Source organism: Rhizobium johnstonii 3841 (genome assembly GCF_000009265.1).
Lineage (GTDB): Bacteria > Pseudomonadota > Alphaproteobacteria > Rhizobiales > Rhizobiaceae > Rhizobium > Rhizobium acaciae.
On sequence record NC_008384.1, the window covers coordinates 384,279 to 400,797 of the forward strand.

The 16,519-nt window shown below is 59.2% G+C and carries 16 protein-coding genes; 12 read left to right on the forward strand and 4 right to left on the reverse strand.

The features are described from left to right. Positions 1–506: 506 nt before the first annotated feature. Positions 507–701 carry a hypothetical protein gene (locus RL_RS31545; RefSeq protein WP_003577126.1) on the forward strand — a complete coding sequence of 65 codons (195 nt, stop codon included), beginning with the start codon at positions 507–509 and terminating at the stop codon, positions 699–701. A 282-nt stretch (positions 702–983) separates the two neighbouring features. On the opposite strand, the gene RL_RS31550 is transcribed toward RL_RS31545, so the two are convergent. Both RL_RS31550 and RL_RS31555 read right to left on the reverse strand, forming a co-directional pair. Then, positions 984–1,256 (reverse strand): hypothetical protein, encoded by a 273-nt coding sequence (locus tag RL_RS31550; protein ID WP_041936913.1) that lies wholly within the window; start codon positions 1,254–1,256, stop codon positions 984–986. A gap of 1,436 nt (positions 1,257–2,692) precedes the next feature. Further along, positions 2,693–3,616, reverse strand: coding sequence for an adenylate/guanylate cyclase domain-containing protein (locus RL_RS31555; RefSeq protein WP_011655097.1), 924 nt, complete (start codon positions 3,614–3,616; stop codon positions 2,693–2,695). Between the two features lie 324 nt (positions 3,617–3,940). On the opposite strand from RL_RS31555, the gene RL_RS39535 reads away from it, so the two are divergent. Together RL_RS39535 and RL_RS31565 are read left to right on the forward strand one after the other, a co-directional pair. Further along, positions 3,941–4,192, forward strand: a complete 252-nt coding sequence (locus tag RL_RS39535) for a hypothetical protein (RefSeq protein WP_041936914.1) — start codon at positions 3,941–3,943, stop codon at positions 4,190–4,192. A 94-nt stretch (positions 4,193–4,286) separates the two neighbouring features. Continuing rightward, entirely contained in the window at positions 4,287–5,366 is a 1,080-nt protein-coding gene (locus RL_RS31565; protein WP_041936915.1) for a hypothetical protein, read from the forward strand. Between the two features lie 10 nt (positions 5,367–5,376). Here RL_RS31565 and RL_RS31570 read toward each other — a convergent pair whose 3' ends face one another. Further along, entirely contained in the window at positions 5,377–5,991 is a 615-nt protein-coding gene (locus RL_RS31570; protein WP_129557822.1) for a hypothetical protein, read from the reverse strand. A gap of 143 nt (positions 5,992–6,134) precedes the next feature. Here RL_RS31570 and RL_RS31575 point away from each other — a divergent pair, with 143 nt between their 5' ends. The 9 genes from RL_RS31575 to pepT all read left to right on the forward strand — a co-directional run bounded on the left by RL_RS31575 (position 6,135) and on the right by pepT (position 15,474). Beyond that, entirely contained in the window at positions 6,135–6,506 is a 372-nt protein-coding gene (locus RL_RS31575) for a response regulator (RefSeq protein WP_233939079.1), read from the forward strand. Between the two features lie 691 nt (positions 6,507–7,197). Continuing rightward, on the forward strand, positions 7,198–7,920 hold the full coding sequence (locus tag RL_RS31585) for a FadR/GntR family transcriptional regulator (protein WP_011655104.1): 723 nt from the start codon (positions 7,198–7,200) through the stop codon (positions 7,918–7,920). Next, positions 7,917–9,089 carry a PLP-dependent transferase gene (locus RL_RS31590; RefSeq protein ID WP_011655105.1) on the forward strand — a complete coding sequence of 391 codons (1,173 nt, stop codon included), beginning with the start codon at positions 7,917–7,919 and terminating at the stop codon, positions 9,087–9,089. Before RL_RS31585 ends, RL_RS31590 begins: the two co-directional genes overlap by 4 nt. 35 nt (positions 9,090–9,124) lie before the next feature. Further along, positions 9,125–10,384 (forward strand): ABC transporter substrate-binding protein, encoded by a 1,260-nt coding sequence (locus RL_RS31595; RefSeq protein ID WP_011655106.1) that lies wholly within the window; start codon positions 9,125–9,127, stop codon positions 10,382–10,384. 96 nt (positions 10,385–10,480) lie between these two features. Then, a complete protein-coding gene (locus RL_RS31600) occupies positions 10,481–11,416 on the forward strand; it encodes a carbohydrate ABC transporter permease (protein WP_011655107.1) in 936 nt (311 codons plus the stop codon). A gap of 4 nt (positions 11,417–11,420) precedes the next feature. Continuing rightward, entirely contained in the window at positions 11,421–12,251 is an 831-nt protein-coding gene (locus RL_RS31605; RefSeq protein WP_011655108.1) for a carbohydrate ABC transporter permease, read from the forward strand. 4 nt (positions 12,252–12,255) lie between these two features. Then, positions 12,256–13,314: an ABC transporter ATP-binding protein gene (locus tag RL_RS31610; RefSeq protein WP_011655109.1), complete on the forward strand. Its 1,059-nt coding sequence runs from the start codon at positions 12,256–12,258 to the stop codon at positions 13,312–13,314. A 72-nt stretch (positions 13,315–13,386) separates the two neighbouring features. After that, on the forward strand, positions 13,387–14,139 hold the full coding sequence (locus RL_RS31615) for a metallophosphoesterase (protein WP_011655110.1): 753 nt from the start codon (positions 13,387–13,389) through the stop codon (positions 14,137–14,139). Positions 14,140–14,241: 102 nt separating this feature from the next. Next, positions 14,242–15,474 carry a peptidase T gene (gene pepT, locus RL_RS31620; protein ID WP_011655111.1) on the forward strand — a complete coding sequence of 411 codons (1,233 nt, stop codon included), beginning with the start codon at positions 14,242–14,244 and terminating at the stop codon, positions 15,472–15,474. Positions 15,475–15,569: 95 nt separating this feature from the next. On the opposite strand, the gene RL_RS31625 is transcribed toward pepT, so the two are convergent. After that, a complete protein-coding gene (locus RL_RS31625) occupies positions 15,570–16,406 on the reverse strand; it encodes a cell wall hydrolase (protein ID WP_011655112.1) in 837 nt (278 codons plus the stop codon). Between the last annotated feature and the right edge of the window lie 113 nt (positions 16,407–16,519).

Consider the following 16,519-nt stretch of genomic DNA (forward strand, 5'->3'; position numbering starts at 1 on the left):
ACAGCGGACAGGTAATTTGGTTCACGATAGGGACTTAGGTCCGAGAAAGCTGTGGGCGGCCCCGCAGTCGACCCGGGAGTACTTTCATGAGGATGTAATGGATGCCGCCTGGTCTGCAATCCGAGTAAAGCCGTTCACGGGCCTTCGACGATGGGGTCGGATGAACGTACATCATTTGTTACTTCGCACCTGCGGTAATTGTCATACGATTCAAAACGCTAAATAATAACGAAAATCAGTTGCTTACTCGAAGTTTCTCGACTACGTTTTTTACCGAAGAGTTCCGAAATAAACCGGCCCTAGCCGGCCATACTCAGCGGTTGTTTGACCTCGCTTGAGGAGGATGGTGACGTTGTTTGTCCGACTTCATTTCTTCGCAATGATGCAGCGATTGCGTGATCTCGTCTCGATCCGATACCGACCTACGACGGCAATCTGACGCGTCGTAAACCCTTTGTTCCACTTTTCTAAGATGGTGCTCCCGTGTGGCGCGCCCGAGGTTTGTTATGCAAAAGCAAGCTGTCGTATTCAACGGTCAGGAAGTCGGGATCGCGGTCCCTGTCGAAAACCGCCTCAAATTCATCGCTGTCCGCTTCAATGTCATCGACCTGGACAACAGGCTCTTCGACACGGTTACCGAAATCAGGCGCGCCATTACAGAGCATCTCGCGTCCAGCGGTCGTGCGATCACCTCGCACTGAATGACAGGAGATATTCTTCTAGTCATGCGGCGTCCGTCATCCAGGGCCGACATGAACGCAATCCCCATCTGTTTCACAACGCTGCCCGATTACGAGAACTCAAAGGTGAAGAATGGTGTACGAAAGAGCATCAGCCAAGGGGGGCAATGCCCCACGTCTCAACCATGAAACTCCCGAACACCGTCATCGAACGGAATTCTCTCGTGGCTCCGAGGTCGGTTGTCGTGTTGATGTCCGATTGAGGTTCCTTGGGCCCAGCAAGCTGATCGGCGCACTCGCTTCCTACTCACGAACTTCAAGCTTGTCGCCATATTTCAAGGCGAGCCGACGGCACTCCTCGCAATTCAAAGTAATGCCCTCCGCAACGACACTCGCGGCGGCGGTCGTGCAGACCGAAACGTCCAGTCTCGCGACATGCAGAATTGCGTTACCCAGTAGCATATCGCAGGGCGCAGTCTCGACTTCGGCCCCGCTCACGCTATGCGCAACGACGCCGCGCACGGTCGCCAGCATTCCGCGCTTTCTTAATATGGTTATGTCGGCATCCCTTGCCATGACGATCTCTTGTGCCGCCCGAGGCGCAGGAGGTCCGCCCGATACGCCGCATCTGCAACTAAACGGCCGCGAGACACCGAAGTTCCCATCGCCTATCCAGCGGACATTCCAGGAAGAAGCTACGCGGATTTTCGTTCTTCACATTCTGTTCGACGCATCAGCGGACGAAATCTCGGGGGCTGCGTGGCTGCTGTTGTCGATCGGAACGCCGAGATTTCAAACCGTAGCCTGATTAGCGTACATGCTACAAGAGTTCCCAACGCGGGCCGCTATGTAGTTCATCAGTTCAAGCTCGAACCAATTCAAGGAGCGAGTCGAGCCGATGTTCTAGCGACCACCACTCTTGACCCTTGAGGTCTCGCAGGACGCGCGCGTTTTCAAGCAAGTGCGGTTCCGTGGCGAACCGCCCACCCGGAGCTGTTAGCATCTGGGAGACGTTGTTTTCCTCTACCAGTAATGCGCCTTCACCGTATTGCGCCTCGATGGCGATCCATCTCGACTCGATCTTTTCTGCCAGCGATAGGAGGTGTCCTAGGCTGATACCTTTCTCCCTGTTCTTCTCGATGGATATTCTCCATCGGATGACACGAAGGCTGCCGAGTTCGACATCGCCTTTGAGATCAGCTTCAAACCGACGCTACATCTGCTCTTCCGAGATGGCTCTCGATATCGTCGGAATTGGAACGTTCATTTTCGCACCGTGATCATCCATTCATCAAGGGTGTGTCATGAACCGGCCGGCCACAACAGAGCGTAGGGGAGGGCATCCCCTTGAGTGCGTCTGCGTCGTTCGATGACATCTCCGGTAATCGTTTGGTAGGAAGCGCGAAGCGGCTTATCGCGTCTACCGCTTCGCAGAGAGGAGTGCCCAAGCTCGACGTATCTTCTGAAGCCGGGAGGAAATCCGCTGTGGAGGAGGGGCCGATATTCCATTGCGAAAATCAGCCAAAGCCTGAGCCTCCAGCCTCGTTCTCTCGCTTGACCGTTGCTGGTCAACTATTGGCTTGCCGGTCTGGTGATCTATGACCGACCAGGTCCCGTTCTCGAGTGCTTGTATCTGGTAGCGCTGCATTCTCAAGCCGTAGATTTGGATGCGCCTACATCAGCCTAAAATCTCTTTGAAATCAACTGGCGCGGCACATTGCTTTGCACATACTTTCGTCGGATGGTGAAGCCGCAGTTACCCAAGGATAACCGCGGCTTCAATCCCAAGATTACGTCGGGACCGCGAGGGCGAGACTGAGCGAGCGTCGGGGTGGAGAGGTATGACGGCTGTCATTGCTATGTCCTTCGGGCCAGAGGCTCGCGGTGCTAAAAGCCATTTCCCGCATGGACGAGGACGAATGCGATGTGGGAAGAAAACTGATCCGCGGCAATACTATCACGGATATCTCAAGCACCGTGGTTTAATTGATCGAAGACGCGCTTCTCCTGGGTCAATTTTGGCGAAGCTCGCCCAGCATGATGTTGGCGAGTTCGCTGAACTGCCCCTGCGGATATTTGGCCAAATAGGCTTCGATCATTTCCGGATTGCCTGCATCACGCACCGTCTCCCAAAAGGCGACTTCGACGCCGGGATCGTGGTCGCCAGGTCCACCATTTTCAAGACGGGCCGCGGCCAATTCGACGAATTGCCCATTCGGAAAGCGCTCCAAGTAGAGAGCGTATTCGGCCGGATCGTCACTTTGCTGTACCGATTCCCAGAAGGCGACTTCGACGCGGTGCCCCTCGTTGTCGCCCTCGGGGTCGTGCGCCACCGACTGCTCCACTGAAGAGGACTCTTCGGGCATTCCGACCGGGGGCAATTCCATATCCAGTACCGGTTCTGCCTCCGGATCGAATATGACGCGAAATACACGGAGTGGGCGGGCTATATTCTTGATGCTATGCTCTCCCAGGTCTTCGAAGGTCGCATCGACCCGATCGCGCAGGTGATCTCTGACTCCCCTCGTCACGCAGATGCCTCCAACATCCGCGAGCCCTTCCAACCGGGCGGCGATATTGACGCCGTCACCGAAGATATCACCGTTTTTGACCAGCACATCGCCCACGTTGATCCCGATGCGAAAGTTCATTCGGCGGTCTTCGGAAAGCTCTCGGTTGGCGCGCCACATCGCCTGCTGGATCGCCACAGCCGAGTTGAAAGCATGGACGATGGACGGGAACTCAGCCAGCACGCTGTCGCCGGCGGTGCCGAATATCTGCCCATGCGCATTTTCAATGAGCGCATCAACGATCGTGCGATGCGAGGTCAAGGTCGCAAGTGTCTGTACCTCGTCAACATTCATCAGTCGGGAGTAGCCCTCGACATCAGCGGCGAGAATGGCTGCAAGCTTTCTTTCAAGCGGTGGCGCTTCCATCCGAACGGTCCGATCCGACACACCCAGTCCCAAAGTTGTTTGCAAAAGCAATGCCAACGACCAGACCGGATGCGTTTCCAACGACGGGGCGGTCGATGCTCATCAACCGACGACGGGGCAGGTTTGTTCCCTCGCGACGATAGCTAACGCCGGTGCCTTTTGGTCTGAATATTGTGCGCCCGCATCCGAGACGGCGAAACCGATCATGATCTTCATCTGATCTTCAAGCGAAAGGGTAGGCAATATTGTGAGAGGCTCCAAAGAGAAATTGTCGATTTTCGGAAGATGGCGTCAAGCGAGATCGCTCACTGCGGAGGCGCGTCGATGGTCATCACCCATGAGCTTAGGCACCATTACTGCCATCACCTCGGGACCGCCGCAGACCCGCGCAAGGAACTGGCCGCCGACAGGTTCGCCGGCGCGGCAATGCATCCATCGAAGATGAGCCTTGATGCTGCTCTCAGTGCGGTTCCCATTCTTGATGAGCGGCCGTCGAAATCCCATCCCGGGCGGGCTGACCGAGTGAAAGCGATCACTGACGGATGGAACGATCCAGCAGTCGGAAAGAAGTGCTGAAAGGGCGGCCACTGGACAGCACAAATGCGAGACAGACTGCGATCTTCCAGCGTGGGTCGACGCACCGCTTGTCGTTCTGAGATTGCACGACCATATGGAGGTCAAGCTCAGGAAATTAAACAAGGTTTTCCGACGAATGGACACAGAATTGCCGATTATGGAAAACAAGGATGCGCTCGATTCCACACCTACCCTGAACCCGCAATTTACCGTCACCATCCGCGGGTGGGAGGACGATAAAGACGAAGAGGTTCGAGACTTTGGTCAGCGACTGTGCCAGCTAACCCGTGAAATTTCGAACTTCATCGATCTGAGCAGGCTCGACCGCATCGTCATCGGCTCGGACTACCATGAAGCGTTGGCAAGCGTGAATGGCGAACAGGCTCCCGTGCCAACGCCAACGGCGAATGAATATGGGAACGGCTTTGCGATGGCGACGAACATCTTCCGTGGGGATGAAGTCTGGAGTGTCGTAGTGATCTGGACGCCTTTGGTACGGGCAATCTTCGATCATGAGGATCCAAACCAGCCTCTCGCCCTCCATACATTCGTTCACGAGTTGATCCACGTGGACGATACACGGCTATTCACAACGACCTATCCCGGAGGGTGGAGGGCAGCGAAACCTCGCGACGCTCGGGACGCCGCGCTCCAGACTATCGTACATCCTTGTCAGGCCGAGTACAGCGCACAGCGCCGATCCGCATTCGCGGCACCGGAACAAGGCCTTATGCACATGAGCATGCTGAAGGAGGTTATGTCCGATGTCGACGAACAGGTCAGGAAGGAACGCCTTGCCTACCGCTTGCACGGCGACGTCGCGAGCCTTTGGAAGGTCGTCAGCGAGCGTTTGGGATTCCTCTTTCAGGCATTGGGATACGCACTGGGTCATGCTGATTGGGTTTTGGAAAATCGAGACGACCACCCCGAACTGGCATCGAAATTCGACGCCGAAATCGAAGCGCTTCGTGAAATGAGCAAGGGTTGGCTGATTGATGCGTCTCGTGAGGCGGTCCAGCCTCTGTTCAACTTGACCGAATGGACCAATATGGGCGTCTACGACCCTCTGATCGCTGTGGCCGAGAGACTGCTCAACGAGTACCGCATGTCTACCAGCGTGCGCGAGGACGGCCTGTACATCGACATGCCTTACACCGGCATCCACGATCTCTGAAGGGCGGTTCCTAATCGGCCGTGAACTTCAACGGTCCTGTTGCCGGATCGTACATCCCGTAGACTTCCACGACGCCCTTGCTGAAACCGAAGAAGGCGCTGTAGTCGCGGTAGGAATAGAGCCTCGCGCTTCCATCGGGCTTTTCGCTCGTATCGGACGGGTCGCCGAGCTTGCCGCTGACCTGGCTCAGCCTCGTGCCGTCCGAGAACCCGAATGCGTATTCCTTGTTGGGATCGTATCCGCCGGGCGCATAGAACACATATCGGACGTTGCCATCCCGAAACCGCACCCGGTAGGTGGCAACGATTTGTCCGCTGCTGCTATCCTTGATGTCGTAGACCCAGGTTCCGTCCGGCTCCCGCGACGTAGGCTCGCCCTTCATGAACCTGACATCCTGCTCGGATGCCCTGAGCGCGACACCGAAAAAACTGTTCAAAGGCTTGGGTCGATCTTCCCAGCGACAGACGAGATAGGCGGCGGCGGCGAGCACAATCAATACCGCCAATGGACCGAGCGTGCCCCAAAGAGCGACGCGCCGCCAATTCCACCGGTCTCGGGTGACCGAGTACAAGATGACCAGCGACAGCACGAGCGCCGACAGAAACAAACCCGTCCCCAGAGACATCCGACCCCACCCCCGTTGTTCGCATTTTATTAAATATGATTCTTCTTTGCCGTGGACCGGTTGAATCGAAATCCCAACCGATTGCGTTACCTCCTTGAACAACAAGGGGAACCGAAATGCAGAAGCCGTCTCGGATTGTGCTCGTGGTGGAAGACGAACCGTTGATCCGCCTATTTCTGGCGGATGCGCTGGAGGACGCCGGGTTTGCGGTTCTTGAGGCCGGATCGGTTTTGGAAGCGGTAGGCATTCTTGGCCTTCGAACCGACGTCGACGCGATCTTCACCGATGTCGACATGCCTGGCGGCCTCAACGGTATCGACCTTGCGAGAATGGTGGCGAGCGTCAGCCCGCACATCGGGATCGTAGTCACGTCAGGGAGGGCGGACATTGACCGAAGTGATCTGCCCGCGAAGGCAAGCTTCCTGCCCAAGCCCTACAATACAATTGTGGCAGTTGCGACGGTCGAAAACGTCATTCAGCACAACAACGAGGCGATTGCACGAACGGCATCGTGATGATCATTCCGCGTTGTCTTCGTCCGACTTCCAGTATGTGAAGGACAGAGGATAGCCTCGGCCCATGTCCGCATATGCCTGCTCGCCTTCGGTATGGACAACGGACACCGCCTCAGGCTGCATAGCGACGGTGGTGTAGAGATCAATCCCGCCGCGGTATTGGTGAGACCGAGGTCTGCCATCCGCAAGTCCAGCAAGCGGCCTGCGATCGTGGAGGCCCCCGATCCGTCCATCGCGGTCGCGATAGGCATCGCGATCTCCATGATGCGCGGCAGGTCTATTGCCGGCAAACCCAGCTCGGCTCCGTTATCGTCCAACGTCCAGGACGCCACCTCTCCACCCCAGATCGCCAGCAGTCGCTCGACGCCGCTGTCGTCTATGGGAATTGGGAAGGCTGACGTCAAAAAGAGACCATCTCTTTTGCGCCGCCTTGACGTCGTGTTGGAAGGAGGCGGTGGCTCGTTCTGCGCTACATTCCGCGCCCTAACTCATCATTTCAACCTTTCTGATTGAGAATCCGTCGGACGGCGGAATCTAGTCGAACACTTTGTCCCAGCCAGCCATACATCTTGGCTGAACCAAGCCGACTTCGTTACGAACAAACACCCCTTGACGTCTTTCTCTCTTTGAGAAATGCTAAGATGTCAGACCAATTTCAGAGGTCGGCTGCCTGATAAGAAAATGGGGAACCATGAAGGCAAATAGCAGCGACAGGCCGGTGATCCGGCCGCTTCCGGTCATGGACCGCGCGCGTCAGGTGACCGATGCGTTGGCGGATTATGTCGAGGAAGCCAGGTTGAAGGCGGGCGATCGGCTGCCGGCCGAGCGCGAACTGATGGCAGCCCTTGGCGTCGGCCGCTCGACCATTCGTGAGGCGATCCGCCATTTCCAGGCGCTCGGCGTCATCGAGACGCGCAAGGGCAGCGGCACCTATCTGCTGAAGCCGGTTTCCAGGGCGACGATCCACATGCCGCTGTCGCTCGACACGGTTCATCTGCGCGACGTGCTGCTGCAGACGCTGGAGGTTCGTCGCGGCATCGAATGCGAGGCGGGCATGGTCGCGGCACGGCGGCGCACGAGCACGGATCTCGTCGTCATCGAGGAAAAGCTGGATGCGATGGAACGTGTGCACCTGGAGAAAGGCACCTCCGGGCCGGAGGATCTGGCCTTCCATCTCGCCGTCTACGACTCCACCCACAATCCGCTGTTTCGCCAGCTTCTCGAGCAGATGCGCGAGACCTTCGAGCGCTTCTGGGAGCATCCCTTCGACCGGCAGGATTTCGCACGCCGGTCCTTTCCCTTTCATCGTACCCTTTTCGACGCAATCGCTGCCGGGGATCCCGAGGCGGCGCGCGCCGAAACATTGAAAATTCTCGATATCGTCGAGGAAGACATCAAGGAAATGTCCAAATGAGCAACGGCTCTGAACCGTTCGATCTTGCTTCCCTCATCACCGCGCATGACGAAGGCAACTTCGCCGACGCAGTCGTGCCGCCGATTTTCCAGACCTCGCTTTTCACCTTTTCCGATTATGACGACATGATCGCCTCCTACCGCGGCGAGAAGGTGCGGCCGATCTATACACGCGGACTGAACCCGACGGTGCGTGCCTTCGAGGAAATGCTCGCCAAGCTCGAAGGGGCGGAGGATGCGCTGGGTTTTGCAAGCGGCATGGCGGCAATCTCGTCGGCGGTCTTAAGCTTCGTCGAGCCGGGCGACCGCATCGTCGCCGTCAAACATGTCTATCCCGATGCCTTCCGCCTGTTCGGCACCATCCTGAAACGGATGAAGATCGAGGTGACCTATGTCGACGGGCGCGACGAGGAAGCGGTCGCCAGGGCACTGCCCGGCGCCAAGCTGTTCTACATGGAAAGCCCGACGAGCTGGGTGATGGAAGCGCATGACGTCGGCGCGCTCGCAGCACTCGCCAGACAGCACGGCGTCGTCTCGATGATCGACAACAGCTGGGCAAGCCCGTTCTTCCAGCGGCCGCTGACGCTCGGCGTCGACCTCGTCATCCATTCGGCCTCGAAATATCTCGGCGGCCACAGCGATGTGGTGGCGGGCGTCATCGCAGGCTCGAAGGCGATGATCGCGCGCGTCAAGGCCGAGGCCTATCCCTATCTCGGCGGCAAGCTTTCGCCGTTCGACGCCTGGCTCCTGATCCGCGGACTGCGCACGCTGCCGCTGCGCATGAGAGCCCATGAGACATCGGCGCTTGAAATCGCCAGGCGCCTGCAGAAGCTCGACGTGGTGGAGACGGTCTGCCATCCGGGGCTCGCCAACCGTCTGCCCGCCGGGCTCAACGGCACCTCGGGCCTGTTTTCCTTCATATTCCGCGAAGGCGTCGATATCCGCGCCTTCGCCGATCACCTCAAGCTCTTCAAACTGGGCGTAAGCTGGGGTGGACATGAAAGCCTGATCGTACCGGGCGAGGTGGTGCTCCAGCAGAAGGCACAGCCGAATTCCGCACATGCCTTCGGCATCCATGCGCGATCCGTACGTCTCCATGTCGGCCTCGAAGGCACCGAGGCTCTGTGGAGAGACATCGAGAAGGCGCTCGCCGCCGCCTCACAATCCTGAAACCCGAGAGAGACCTAACAAGGGGGAACTGAGCCATGAAAAAACTAATAATCTCGACGCTCTTTGCTTCGATGATGGCGGGTACGGCCTTTGCCGATACGACGCTGAAGCTTGTCGAAGTCATCACCAGCCCTGAGCGCACCGAAACGCTGAAATCGATCGTCGGCAAATTCGAAGCCGCCAATCCCGGCACCAAGGTCGACATCATCTCGCTGCCCTGGAACGAAGCGTTCCAGAAGTTCGCGACCATGGTATCGGCCGGCGACGTGCCCGATGTGATGGAAATGCCTGATACCTGGCTGTCGCTCTATGCCAATAACGGCATGCTCGAGAGCCTGGAGCCCTACCTCGAAAAGTGGGAGCATACCAAGGAGCTGACGCCGCGCGCGCTGGAACTCGGCCGCGACGTCAAGAACACCGCCTATATGCTGCCCTACGGCTTCTATCTCAGGGCAATGTTCTACAACAAGAAGCTGCTTGCCGAAGCCGGCGTCGCCGCGCCGCCGAAGACGATGGAAGAATTCACCGCCGCTTCGGAAAAGGTTTCCAAACTGTCCGGCAAATACGGCTACTGCATGCGCGGCGGAGCGGGCGGCCTCAACGGCTGGATGATCTTTGCCGCCTCGATGGCCGGCTCGAACAAGTACTTCAACGAAGACGGCACCTCGACGATGAATAGCCCCGGCTGGGCCAAGGGCATCGAATGGATGGTCGATCTCTACAAGAAGGGCTATGCGCCGAAGGACAGCGTCAACTGGGGCTTCAACGAAGTCGTCGCCGGCTTCTATTCCGGCACCTGCGCTTTCCTCGACCAGGATCCGGATGCGTTGATCGCCATCGCAGAGCGCATGAAGAAGGAGGATTTCGGCGTCATGCCGCTGCCGAAGGGTCCCGACGGCAAGTCCTTCCCGACGATCGGCTATGGCGGATGGTCGATGTTCACGACCAGCGGCAACAAGGACCTCTCCTGGAAGCTGATTGCTACCCTCGAAGGGCCGGAAGGCAATATCGAGTGGAACAAGCGCATCGGCGCCCTGCCGGCCTATACGGCGGCCGAGAAGGATCCCTTCTATGCCGGTGACCAGTTCAAGGGCTGGTTCGAGGAACTGGCGGACCCGAACACGGTACCAACAGTCATGCCGACCTACCTCGAGGAATTCGCCTTCTTCAAGGATTCGCTGGCGATCAAGACCTCGCAGCAGGCATTGCTCGGCGATATCTCGGCGAAGGATCTGGCCGACCAGTGGGCCGAATACCTAACCAAGGCGCAGCAGAAGTTCCTCGCCAAGAAATAAGCGACGGATCGACGGCGGCGGCCTCAACACAGGCCGCCGCCGCTTTTTTGATGACACAGACGGCGCATGAACGCCGCGAACGGGAACTCTTGGCTGATGACTATTTCCGCCGATACGCTCGACATGCGTCGCGACCGCAGGCCATGGCTGCGTCGCGTTGCCGATGCTTCGGAGCCCTATCTCTACAGCGCGCCGTCGCTGATCCTGATCATTGCGGTGATGCTGGTGCCGCTGACGGTCGGGATTTCCTACGCCTTCCGCGATATCCAGCTGCTCAATCCGTTTTCCGGCGGCTTCATCGGGCTCGATCACTTCCGCGAGCTTGCCGGCGACGCCGCCTTCTACGGGGCGCTGAGAAACACGCTGTGGTGGACGGGCGCTTCCGTCGTCCTGCAGTTCGTTTTCGGGCTGATCCTGGCGCTGCTGCTCGACAAGCCGTTCAAGGGCAGGGCAATCGCGCAGGCGCTGGTCTTCCTGCCCTGGGCCGTGCCGTCTTTCCTCGCGGGCCTCAACTGGGCCTGGCTGTTCAATCCCGTCATCGGGCCAATCCCGCACTGGCTCTTCGCCCTCGGGCTGATGCATGAGCCGGGCAATATCCTTTCCGATCCCAATTATGCGATGTGGGGGCCGATCGTCGCCAATGTCTGGTGGGGCATTCCGTTCTTCGCCATCACCCTGCTCGCGGCGCTGCAGGCGATCCCGCGCGATCTCTATGAGGCGGCGTCGATCGACGGCGCGGGCTGGTTCCAGCGTTTCCGCTCGATCACCCTGCCGTTCCTGGCGCCAACGATCGCCATCACCGTGCTGCTGCGCACCGTGTGGATCTCCAACTTCGCCGATCTTATCGTCGTCATGACCAATGGCGGACCGGCGGACCGGACGCAGATCGTCGCCAGCTATATCTTCACGACGGCCTTCCGGCGGCTCGATTTCGGTTATGCCTCGGCGATCGCACTGGTGCTGCTCGTGCTGCTGCTTGCCTATTCGATGCTGATCATCCTGCTCCGGCAGACGCTGCTGAACAAGGATTGAGATCATGAGACGATCCGTCATTCCCACCGTCGCACACCGCCTGGCGATCCTTTGCTATATCGCCTTTGCGCTCTTTCCCCTGTTCTGGCTGCTCAAGGTCTCGGTGACGCCGAACGACCTGCTCTATAGCGAGGGCGTGCGTATGTGGCCGTCGCACACGACATGGGATCACTATGCCTTCGTGCTGCGGCACAGCGCCTTTCCGACCTTCTTCAAGAACAGCCTGATCGTCTCGGCCTCGACGGCCATCACCGTGACAATCTGCGCCTCGCTGTCCGGCTACGCGCTGTCGCGCTTTAATTTCCGGGCAAAATACTGGATCGTCGCCCTGATGCTGCTGACCCAGATGTTCCCGCTGGTCATGCTGGTGGCGCCGATTTTCAAGATCCTGTCGCCGCTGCATCTGACCAACAGCCTGACCGGGCTCGTCATCGTCTACACCGCCTTCAACGTGCCTTTCGCCACCTTCCTGATGCAGTCCTTCTTCGACGGCATCCCGAGGGATCTCGAAGAGGCGGCGAAGATCGATGGGGCGACGCAGTTCATGGCGTTTCGCCAGATCATCCTGCCGCTGACGCTGCCGGGGATCGCCGCCACACTCGGTTTCGTCTTCACCGCCGCCTGGAGCGAACTGCTCTTCGCGCTGATGCTGATCAACGGCAATGACGCGGCGACCTTTCCCGTCGGCCTTCTCACCTTCGTTTCGAAATTCTCGGTGGATTTCGGGCAGATGATGGCGGCGGGCGTCATGGCGCTCATTCCGGCCGGCCTCTTCTTCCTGCTCATCCAGCGCTATCTCGTCCAGGGCCTGACGGCCGGCGCGGTCAAGGGTTAAACAAATGGCATCGATCGATATCCAGAATATCCGCAAAGCCTATGGCCATGTGCAGGTGCTGCACGGCGTCAACCTCGAAATTCGGGACGGCGAATTCGTCGTGCTCGTCGGCCCGTCCGGCTGCGGCAAGTCCACGCTGTTGCGGATGATCGCCGGGCTGGAGGAGGTCACATCAGGCGAGATCCGCATCGCCGGCAATAGGGTCAATGAGCTGCATCCCAAGGATCGCGACATCGCCATGGTGTTCCAGTCCTATGCGCTCTATCCGCATATGAATGTCGCCGGCAACATGAGCTACAGCCTCAGGCTGCGGAAGGTGGCGAAGGAGAAAATCACCAGCGCGGTGGCCGCCGCCGCCGCCAAGCTTGGCCTCGATCCGCTGCTCGAACGCAGGCCGAAGGCGCTTTCCGGCGGCCAGCGCCAGCGCGTCGCCATGGGCCGCGCCATCGTGCGCCAGCCGAAGGCCTTCCTGTTCGACGAACCGCTGTCGAACCTCGATGCGCGCCTGCGCGAACAGATGCGAGCCGAAATCAAGAAACTGCATGGTGACCTGAAGGCGACCTCGATCTACGTGACCCACGACCAGATCGAGGCAATGACGCTGGCGGACCGGATCGTCGCCATGCATGGCGGGGTGGTCCAGCAGGTCGGCAGTCCCCTGGAACTCTACGACCGCCCCGCCAATCTCTTCGTTGCCGGCTTCATCGGCTCGCCGGGGATGAATTTCCTCGAGGCCAGCTACGATGCCGGCGGCGTGAAGCTGAAGGACGGCACGATCGTGCCGCTTGCAAAGCCTCTGCCGCTTGTCGACGGCGCAAAGGTGACGCTCGGCATCCGGCCAGAGCATGTGCTGATGAGCGACGGCGGGGCGGGGCTTGCCGCGGATGTGGAACTCGTCGAACCGACAGGCTTCGGCATCATCCTGCACCTTGCCCTGCATGGCCTGCCGTTCAAGATCTTCACGCTGAACCGCGATGCGCTGAAGGCCGGTCCGAAGGTCAATGTCGCCTTCCCGGCCCAGTATCTGCATGTGTTCGACGGCGACGGAAAACGCGTCGACTGAATGGTCGGCGGCCGGTAGCCTGATGCTATCGGTTTCGGCATATTGTCTCCAGCAGAGGCGAGGAGGCAGAATATGCTCGTTGCGCAGATATCCGATATCCATGCAGGGCCAGACCTTTCGTCGCTGCGGACGCTGGAGCGGGCGATAGCGTGGCTGAAGACGTTCCGCCCGGATGTGCTTGTTGTCACCGGAGATCTGGTGGACGACGGATGGCGGCACGGCTATCGCCTGGTCGCCGAAAGCCTGCGGTTGCTGGACTGCCCTGTCCACCTGTTGCCGGGCAATGGTGACGATGTGCGATTGATGCGGTCCGAACTTGCCGCCGTCGGCCCATGGATCAATGCGACGGGACCGATGCATTTCCGGACAGCCGTCGATGATCTAACCCTCTTCGGTGTCGATGTGACCGTCGCCGGCCAGAGCTACGGCGACGTCCGGCCGCATCTGCCATGGCTGATGAGCGCGCTTGCCGACGTGACGACACCCTCCCTTCTGTTCATGCATCAGCCGCCATTCAGGATTGGCATCGAGGCGCTGGACCAGGTCGGATGCAGGAACGGCAGTGCGCTTCTCGGTACGCTCGAGACGATGCACAGACTGCCGCTGGCGATTCTCTGCGGCCATGTCCACCGACCCGCATTTGGTCGGTTGGGATCGATCCCTGTCCAGACCTGCGGCTCCCTCTGCCCGCCCAATCCGCTTCTGCTGGAAGGCCGTGCGGATCTTTCGGTGATCGACGCTCCGTCCTTCCTCGTGCATGAGGTCCGCGACGGCAGGCTGGTTTCGCACGTGGTCTCGGTTCCGGCATCAGACAGGGGCGCATGAAGGATTGCACGGTCATTCCTCACGTGCAGCGAGCGGAAAAATCTTTTGCCGCATCGCCCATGAGGGCTATATCGTGCGTGTGATTATGCTGGATTGGATGCCATGACCGACACTGTTCTCGACCGCTTTCTCCGTTATGTCGTTATCGACACGCAATCCGACCCTGCCTCGTCGACGCAGCCGACCACCGGCAAGCAGAAGGATCTGGGCCGGGTTCTGGTCGATGAACTGCTGAAGATCGGTCTGGCGGACGCGCATCTCGATGAGCACGGCTATGTCTACGCGACCATTCCGGCCAATAGCGACAAGGCGGTGCCGGTCATCTGTTTCTGCTCGCACATGGATACGGCGCCCGATTTCAGTGGCACCGATGTCAAGCCGCAGATCATCAGGAACTATGCCGGCGGGGATATCAAGCTTGCCGGCGACACGGGCCGGGTGATCCGCGTCAGCGATCACCCCGAACTGCAGAACCAGATCGGCAACGATATCGTCACGACCGATGGGACGACATTGCTCGGCGCCGACGACAAGGCCGGACTGGCCGAAATCATGACCGCGGCTGCGATGCTCGTCGGCAATCCTGATATCAGGCACGGGACGATCAAGATCCTGTTCACGCCCGACGAGGAAGTCGGGCGCGGCGTCAACAAGGTCGACCTGAAGAAACTCGGTGCCGACTTCGCCTATACGATGGACGGCGAGACGGCTGGCCATATCGAGGATGAGACCTTCTCGGCCGACGGCGTCGAGATCAGCATATCAGGTGTGGCGATCCATCCCGGTTTCGCCAAGGACCGCATGGAAAACGCCATCAAGATCGCCGGCGCCATCATCGACCGGCTGCCGAGGGATATTGCGCCGGAGACTACGGAAGGCCAGCAGGGTTTCATCCATCCCACCGGCGTGACCGGTTCGATGGAGAAGGCGTCGCTGAGCCTCATCATCCGTGACTTCACCGACAAGGGGCTGACGGAAAAGGAAACGATGCTCGATGCCATCGTCAAGGACGTGATGGCTGGCTATCCCGGCTCGACCTATCGTTTTGAAGTGAAGGAGCAGTATCGCAACATGAAGGTGGTGCTCGATCGTCACCCGGAGATCGTCGAGAACGCCATCGAGGCGGTGCGCCGGGCCGGCATGACGCCGGTGCGCGGCAGCATCCGCGGCGGCACGGATGGCTCGCGCCTTTCCTTCATGGGACTACCGTGCCCGAACATCTTTGCCGGCGGCCATGCATTCCACTCGCCGCTCGAATGGGTCAGCCGCCAGGATATGGAAAAGGCCGTCAAAACGATTGTGGAACTGGCGAGGGTCTGGGAAGAGCGCGCCTAAAGCAATTCCAGCAAAAGTGCGCAGCGGTTTTGCGTCCGGAATTGCGCGGAAACAAAAACGCGCTTCCATCTAACTCAAACCGAAAGGGCGGTTGATTAACCGCCGTTCGCCGGAAGGCTTTCGCGCAGCATCACGCTGTCATAGGCGGGCCGGGGCGTCGGGATCGCGATGGGCATTCCCGGTTCGGGCTCGACCGATCTTACCGGCAATGTTTCCGGCGTGGTCACCGGCGCAGTGATCCGCATCTGCCCCGTGCTCGCCGTAGCCATGGGGTCCGGAGCCGGCAGAGGAACGGGAACTTCCGAGGGTATCAGGGCTTCGAATTGCGGCGGCAGCATGCTTTCGCCGGGCACATAGTTCATCGCCACCTCGTAGGAGGGCAGCGGCGGCGGCGTTTGAAGCATGCCGTTGGAGTCGCGTTTCTCGTAGAAGGCGTTGCCGCCGGCGACCGTCACATAGTGCATGTTGTCGTAGGGGAACTTCAGTCCATTGGTGTGGAAGAACATCGCATCCTTCACCGCAGGATGGCGGGCGCCCTTGATAAGGATCGCATCGGCCGCGCTCGCAAGCTCGGTTTCCGCCTGCGGCTTGACTTCGCGCGTCATCACGCCGGGCGCGAACTGCCTTTTCTGGGCCACGACCCCGCAGATGGAAGGGGGATAGGCGCCGGAGGTGAGCCTGTTCATAACGACGGTCCCGACAGCCATGTAGCCGTCCTCGTCCGAATGCTGCGATTCGAAATACATCGCGCGCTGCAGGCATTCGCGATCCTTGGCCGTATAATTGAACGTGACTTTCGCCGCTTGGCCCTGCTTCGTCTTGGTGTTCGCCGCCGTTGCCGCCGGTTTCGATGTCGTCGTGCAGCTTGCAGCTGCCAGTCCTACGAGCAAAATCCCGATCAGGGATTTTCCAAAGGAAATCTCCGCCCTCAACGCCAGGTGCCTCCTATGGGATAGTCCAGCCCTTTGTGATTAAGTGAAAACGTTTTACTCGTCATATGACTGAAATACAAACAACCTTAGATCACAAAAAGCCCAAGGGACTC

Coding starts and splice junctions, on each gene's coding strand:
- RL_RS31545 (WP_003577126.1), top strand. CDS start 507: ATGCAAAAGCAAGCTGTCGTATTCAACGGTCAGGAAGTCGGGATCGCG.
- RL_RS31550 (WP_041936913.1), bottom strand. CDS start 1,256: ATGGCAAGGGATGCCGACATAACCATATTAAGAAAGCGCGGAATGCTG.
- RL_RS31555 (WP_011655097.1), bottom strand. CDS start 3,616: ATGGAAGCGCCACCGCTTGAAAGAAAGCTTGCAGCCATTCTCGCCGCT.
- RL_RS39535 (WP_041936914.1), top strand. CDS start 3,941: ATGGTCATCACCCATGAGCTTAGGCACCATTACTGCCATCACCTCGGG.
- RL_RS31565 (WP_041936915.1), top strand. CDS start 4,287: ATGGAGGTCAAGCTCAGGAAATTAAACAAGGTTTTCCGACGAATGGAC.
- RL_RS31570 (WP_129557822.1), bottom strand. CDS start 5,991: ATGTCTCTGGGGACGGGTTTGTTTCTGTCGGCGCTCGTGCTGTCGCTG.
- RL_RS31585 (WP_011655104.1), top strand. CDS start 7,198: ATGAAGGCAAATAGCAGCGACAGGCCGGTGATCCGGCCGCTTCCGGTC.
- RL_RS31590 (WP_011655105.1), top strand. CDS start 7,917: ATGAGCAACGGCTCTGAACCGTTCGATCTTGCTTCCCTCATCACCGCG.
- RL_RS31595 (WP_011655106.1), top strand. CDS start 9,125: ATGAAAAAACTAATAATCTCGACGCTCTTTGCTTCGATGATGGCGGGT.
- RL_RS31600 (WP_011655107.1), top strand. CDS start 10,481: ATGACTATTTCCGCCGATACGCTCGACATGCGTCGCGACCGCAGGCCA.
- RL_RS31605 (WP_011655108.1), top strand. CDS start 11,421: ATGAGACGATCCGTCATTCCCACCGTCGCACACCGCCTGGCGATCCTT.
- RL_RS31610 (WP_011655109.1), top strand. CDS start 12,256: ATGGCATCGATCGATATCCAGAATATCCGCAAAGCCTATGGCCATGTG.
- RL_RS31615 (WP_011655110.1), top strand. CDS start 13,387: ATGCTCGTTGCGCAGATATCCGATATCCATGCAGGGCCAGACCTTTCG.
- pepT (WP_011655111.1), top strand. CDS start 14,242: ATGACCGACACTGTTCTCGACCGCTTTCTCCGTTATGTCGTTATCGAC.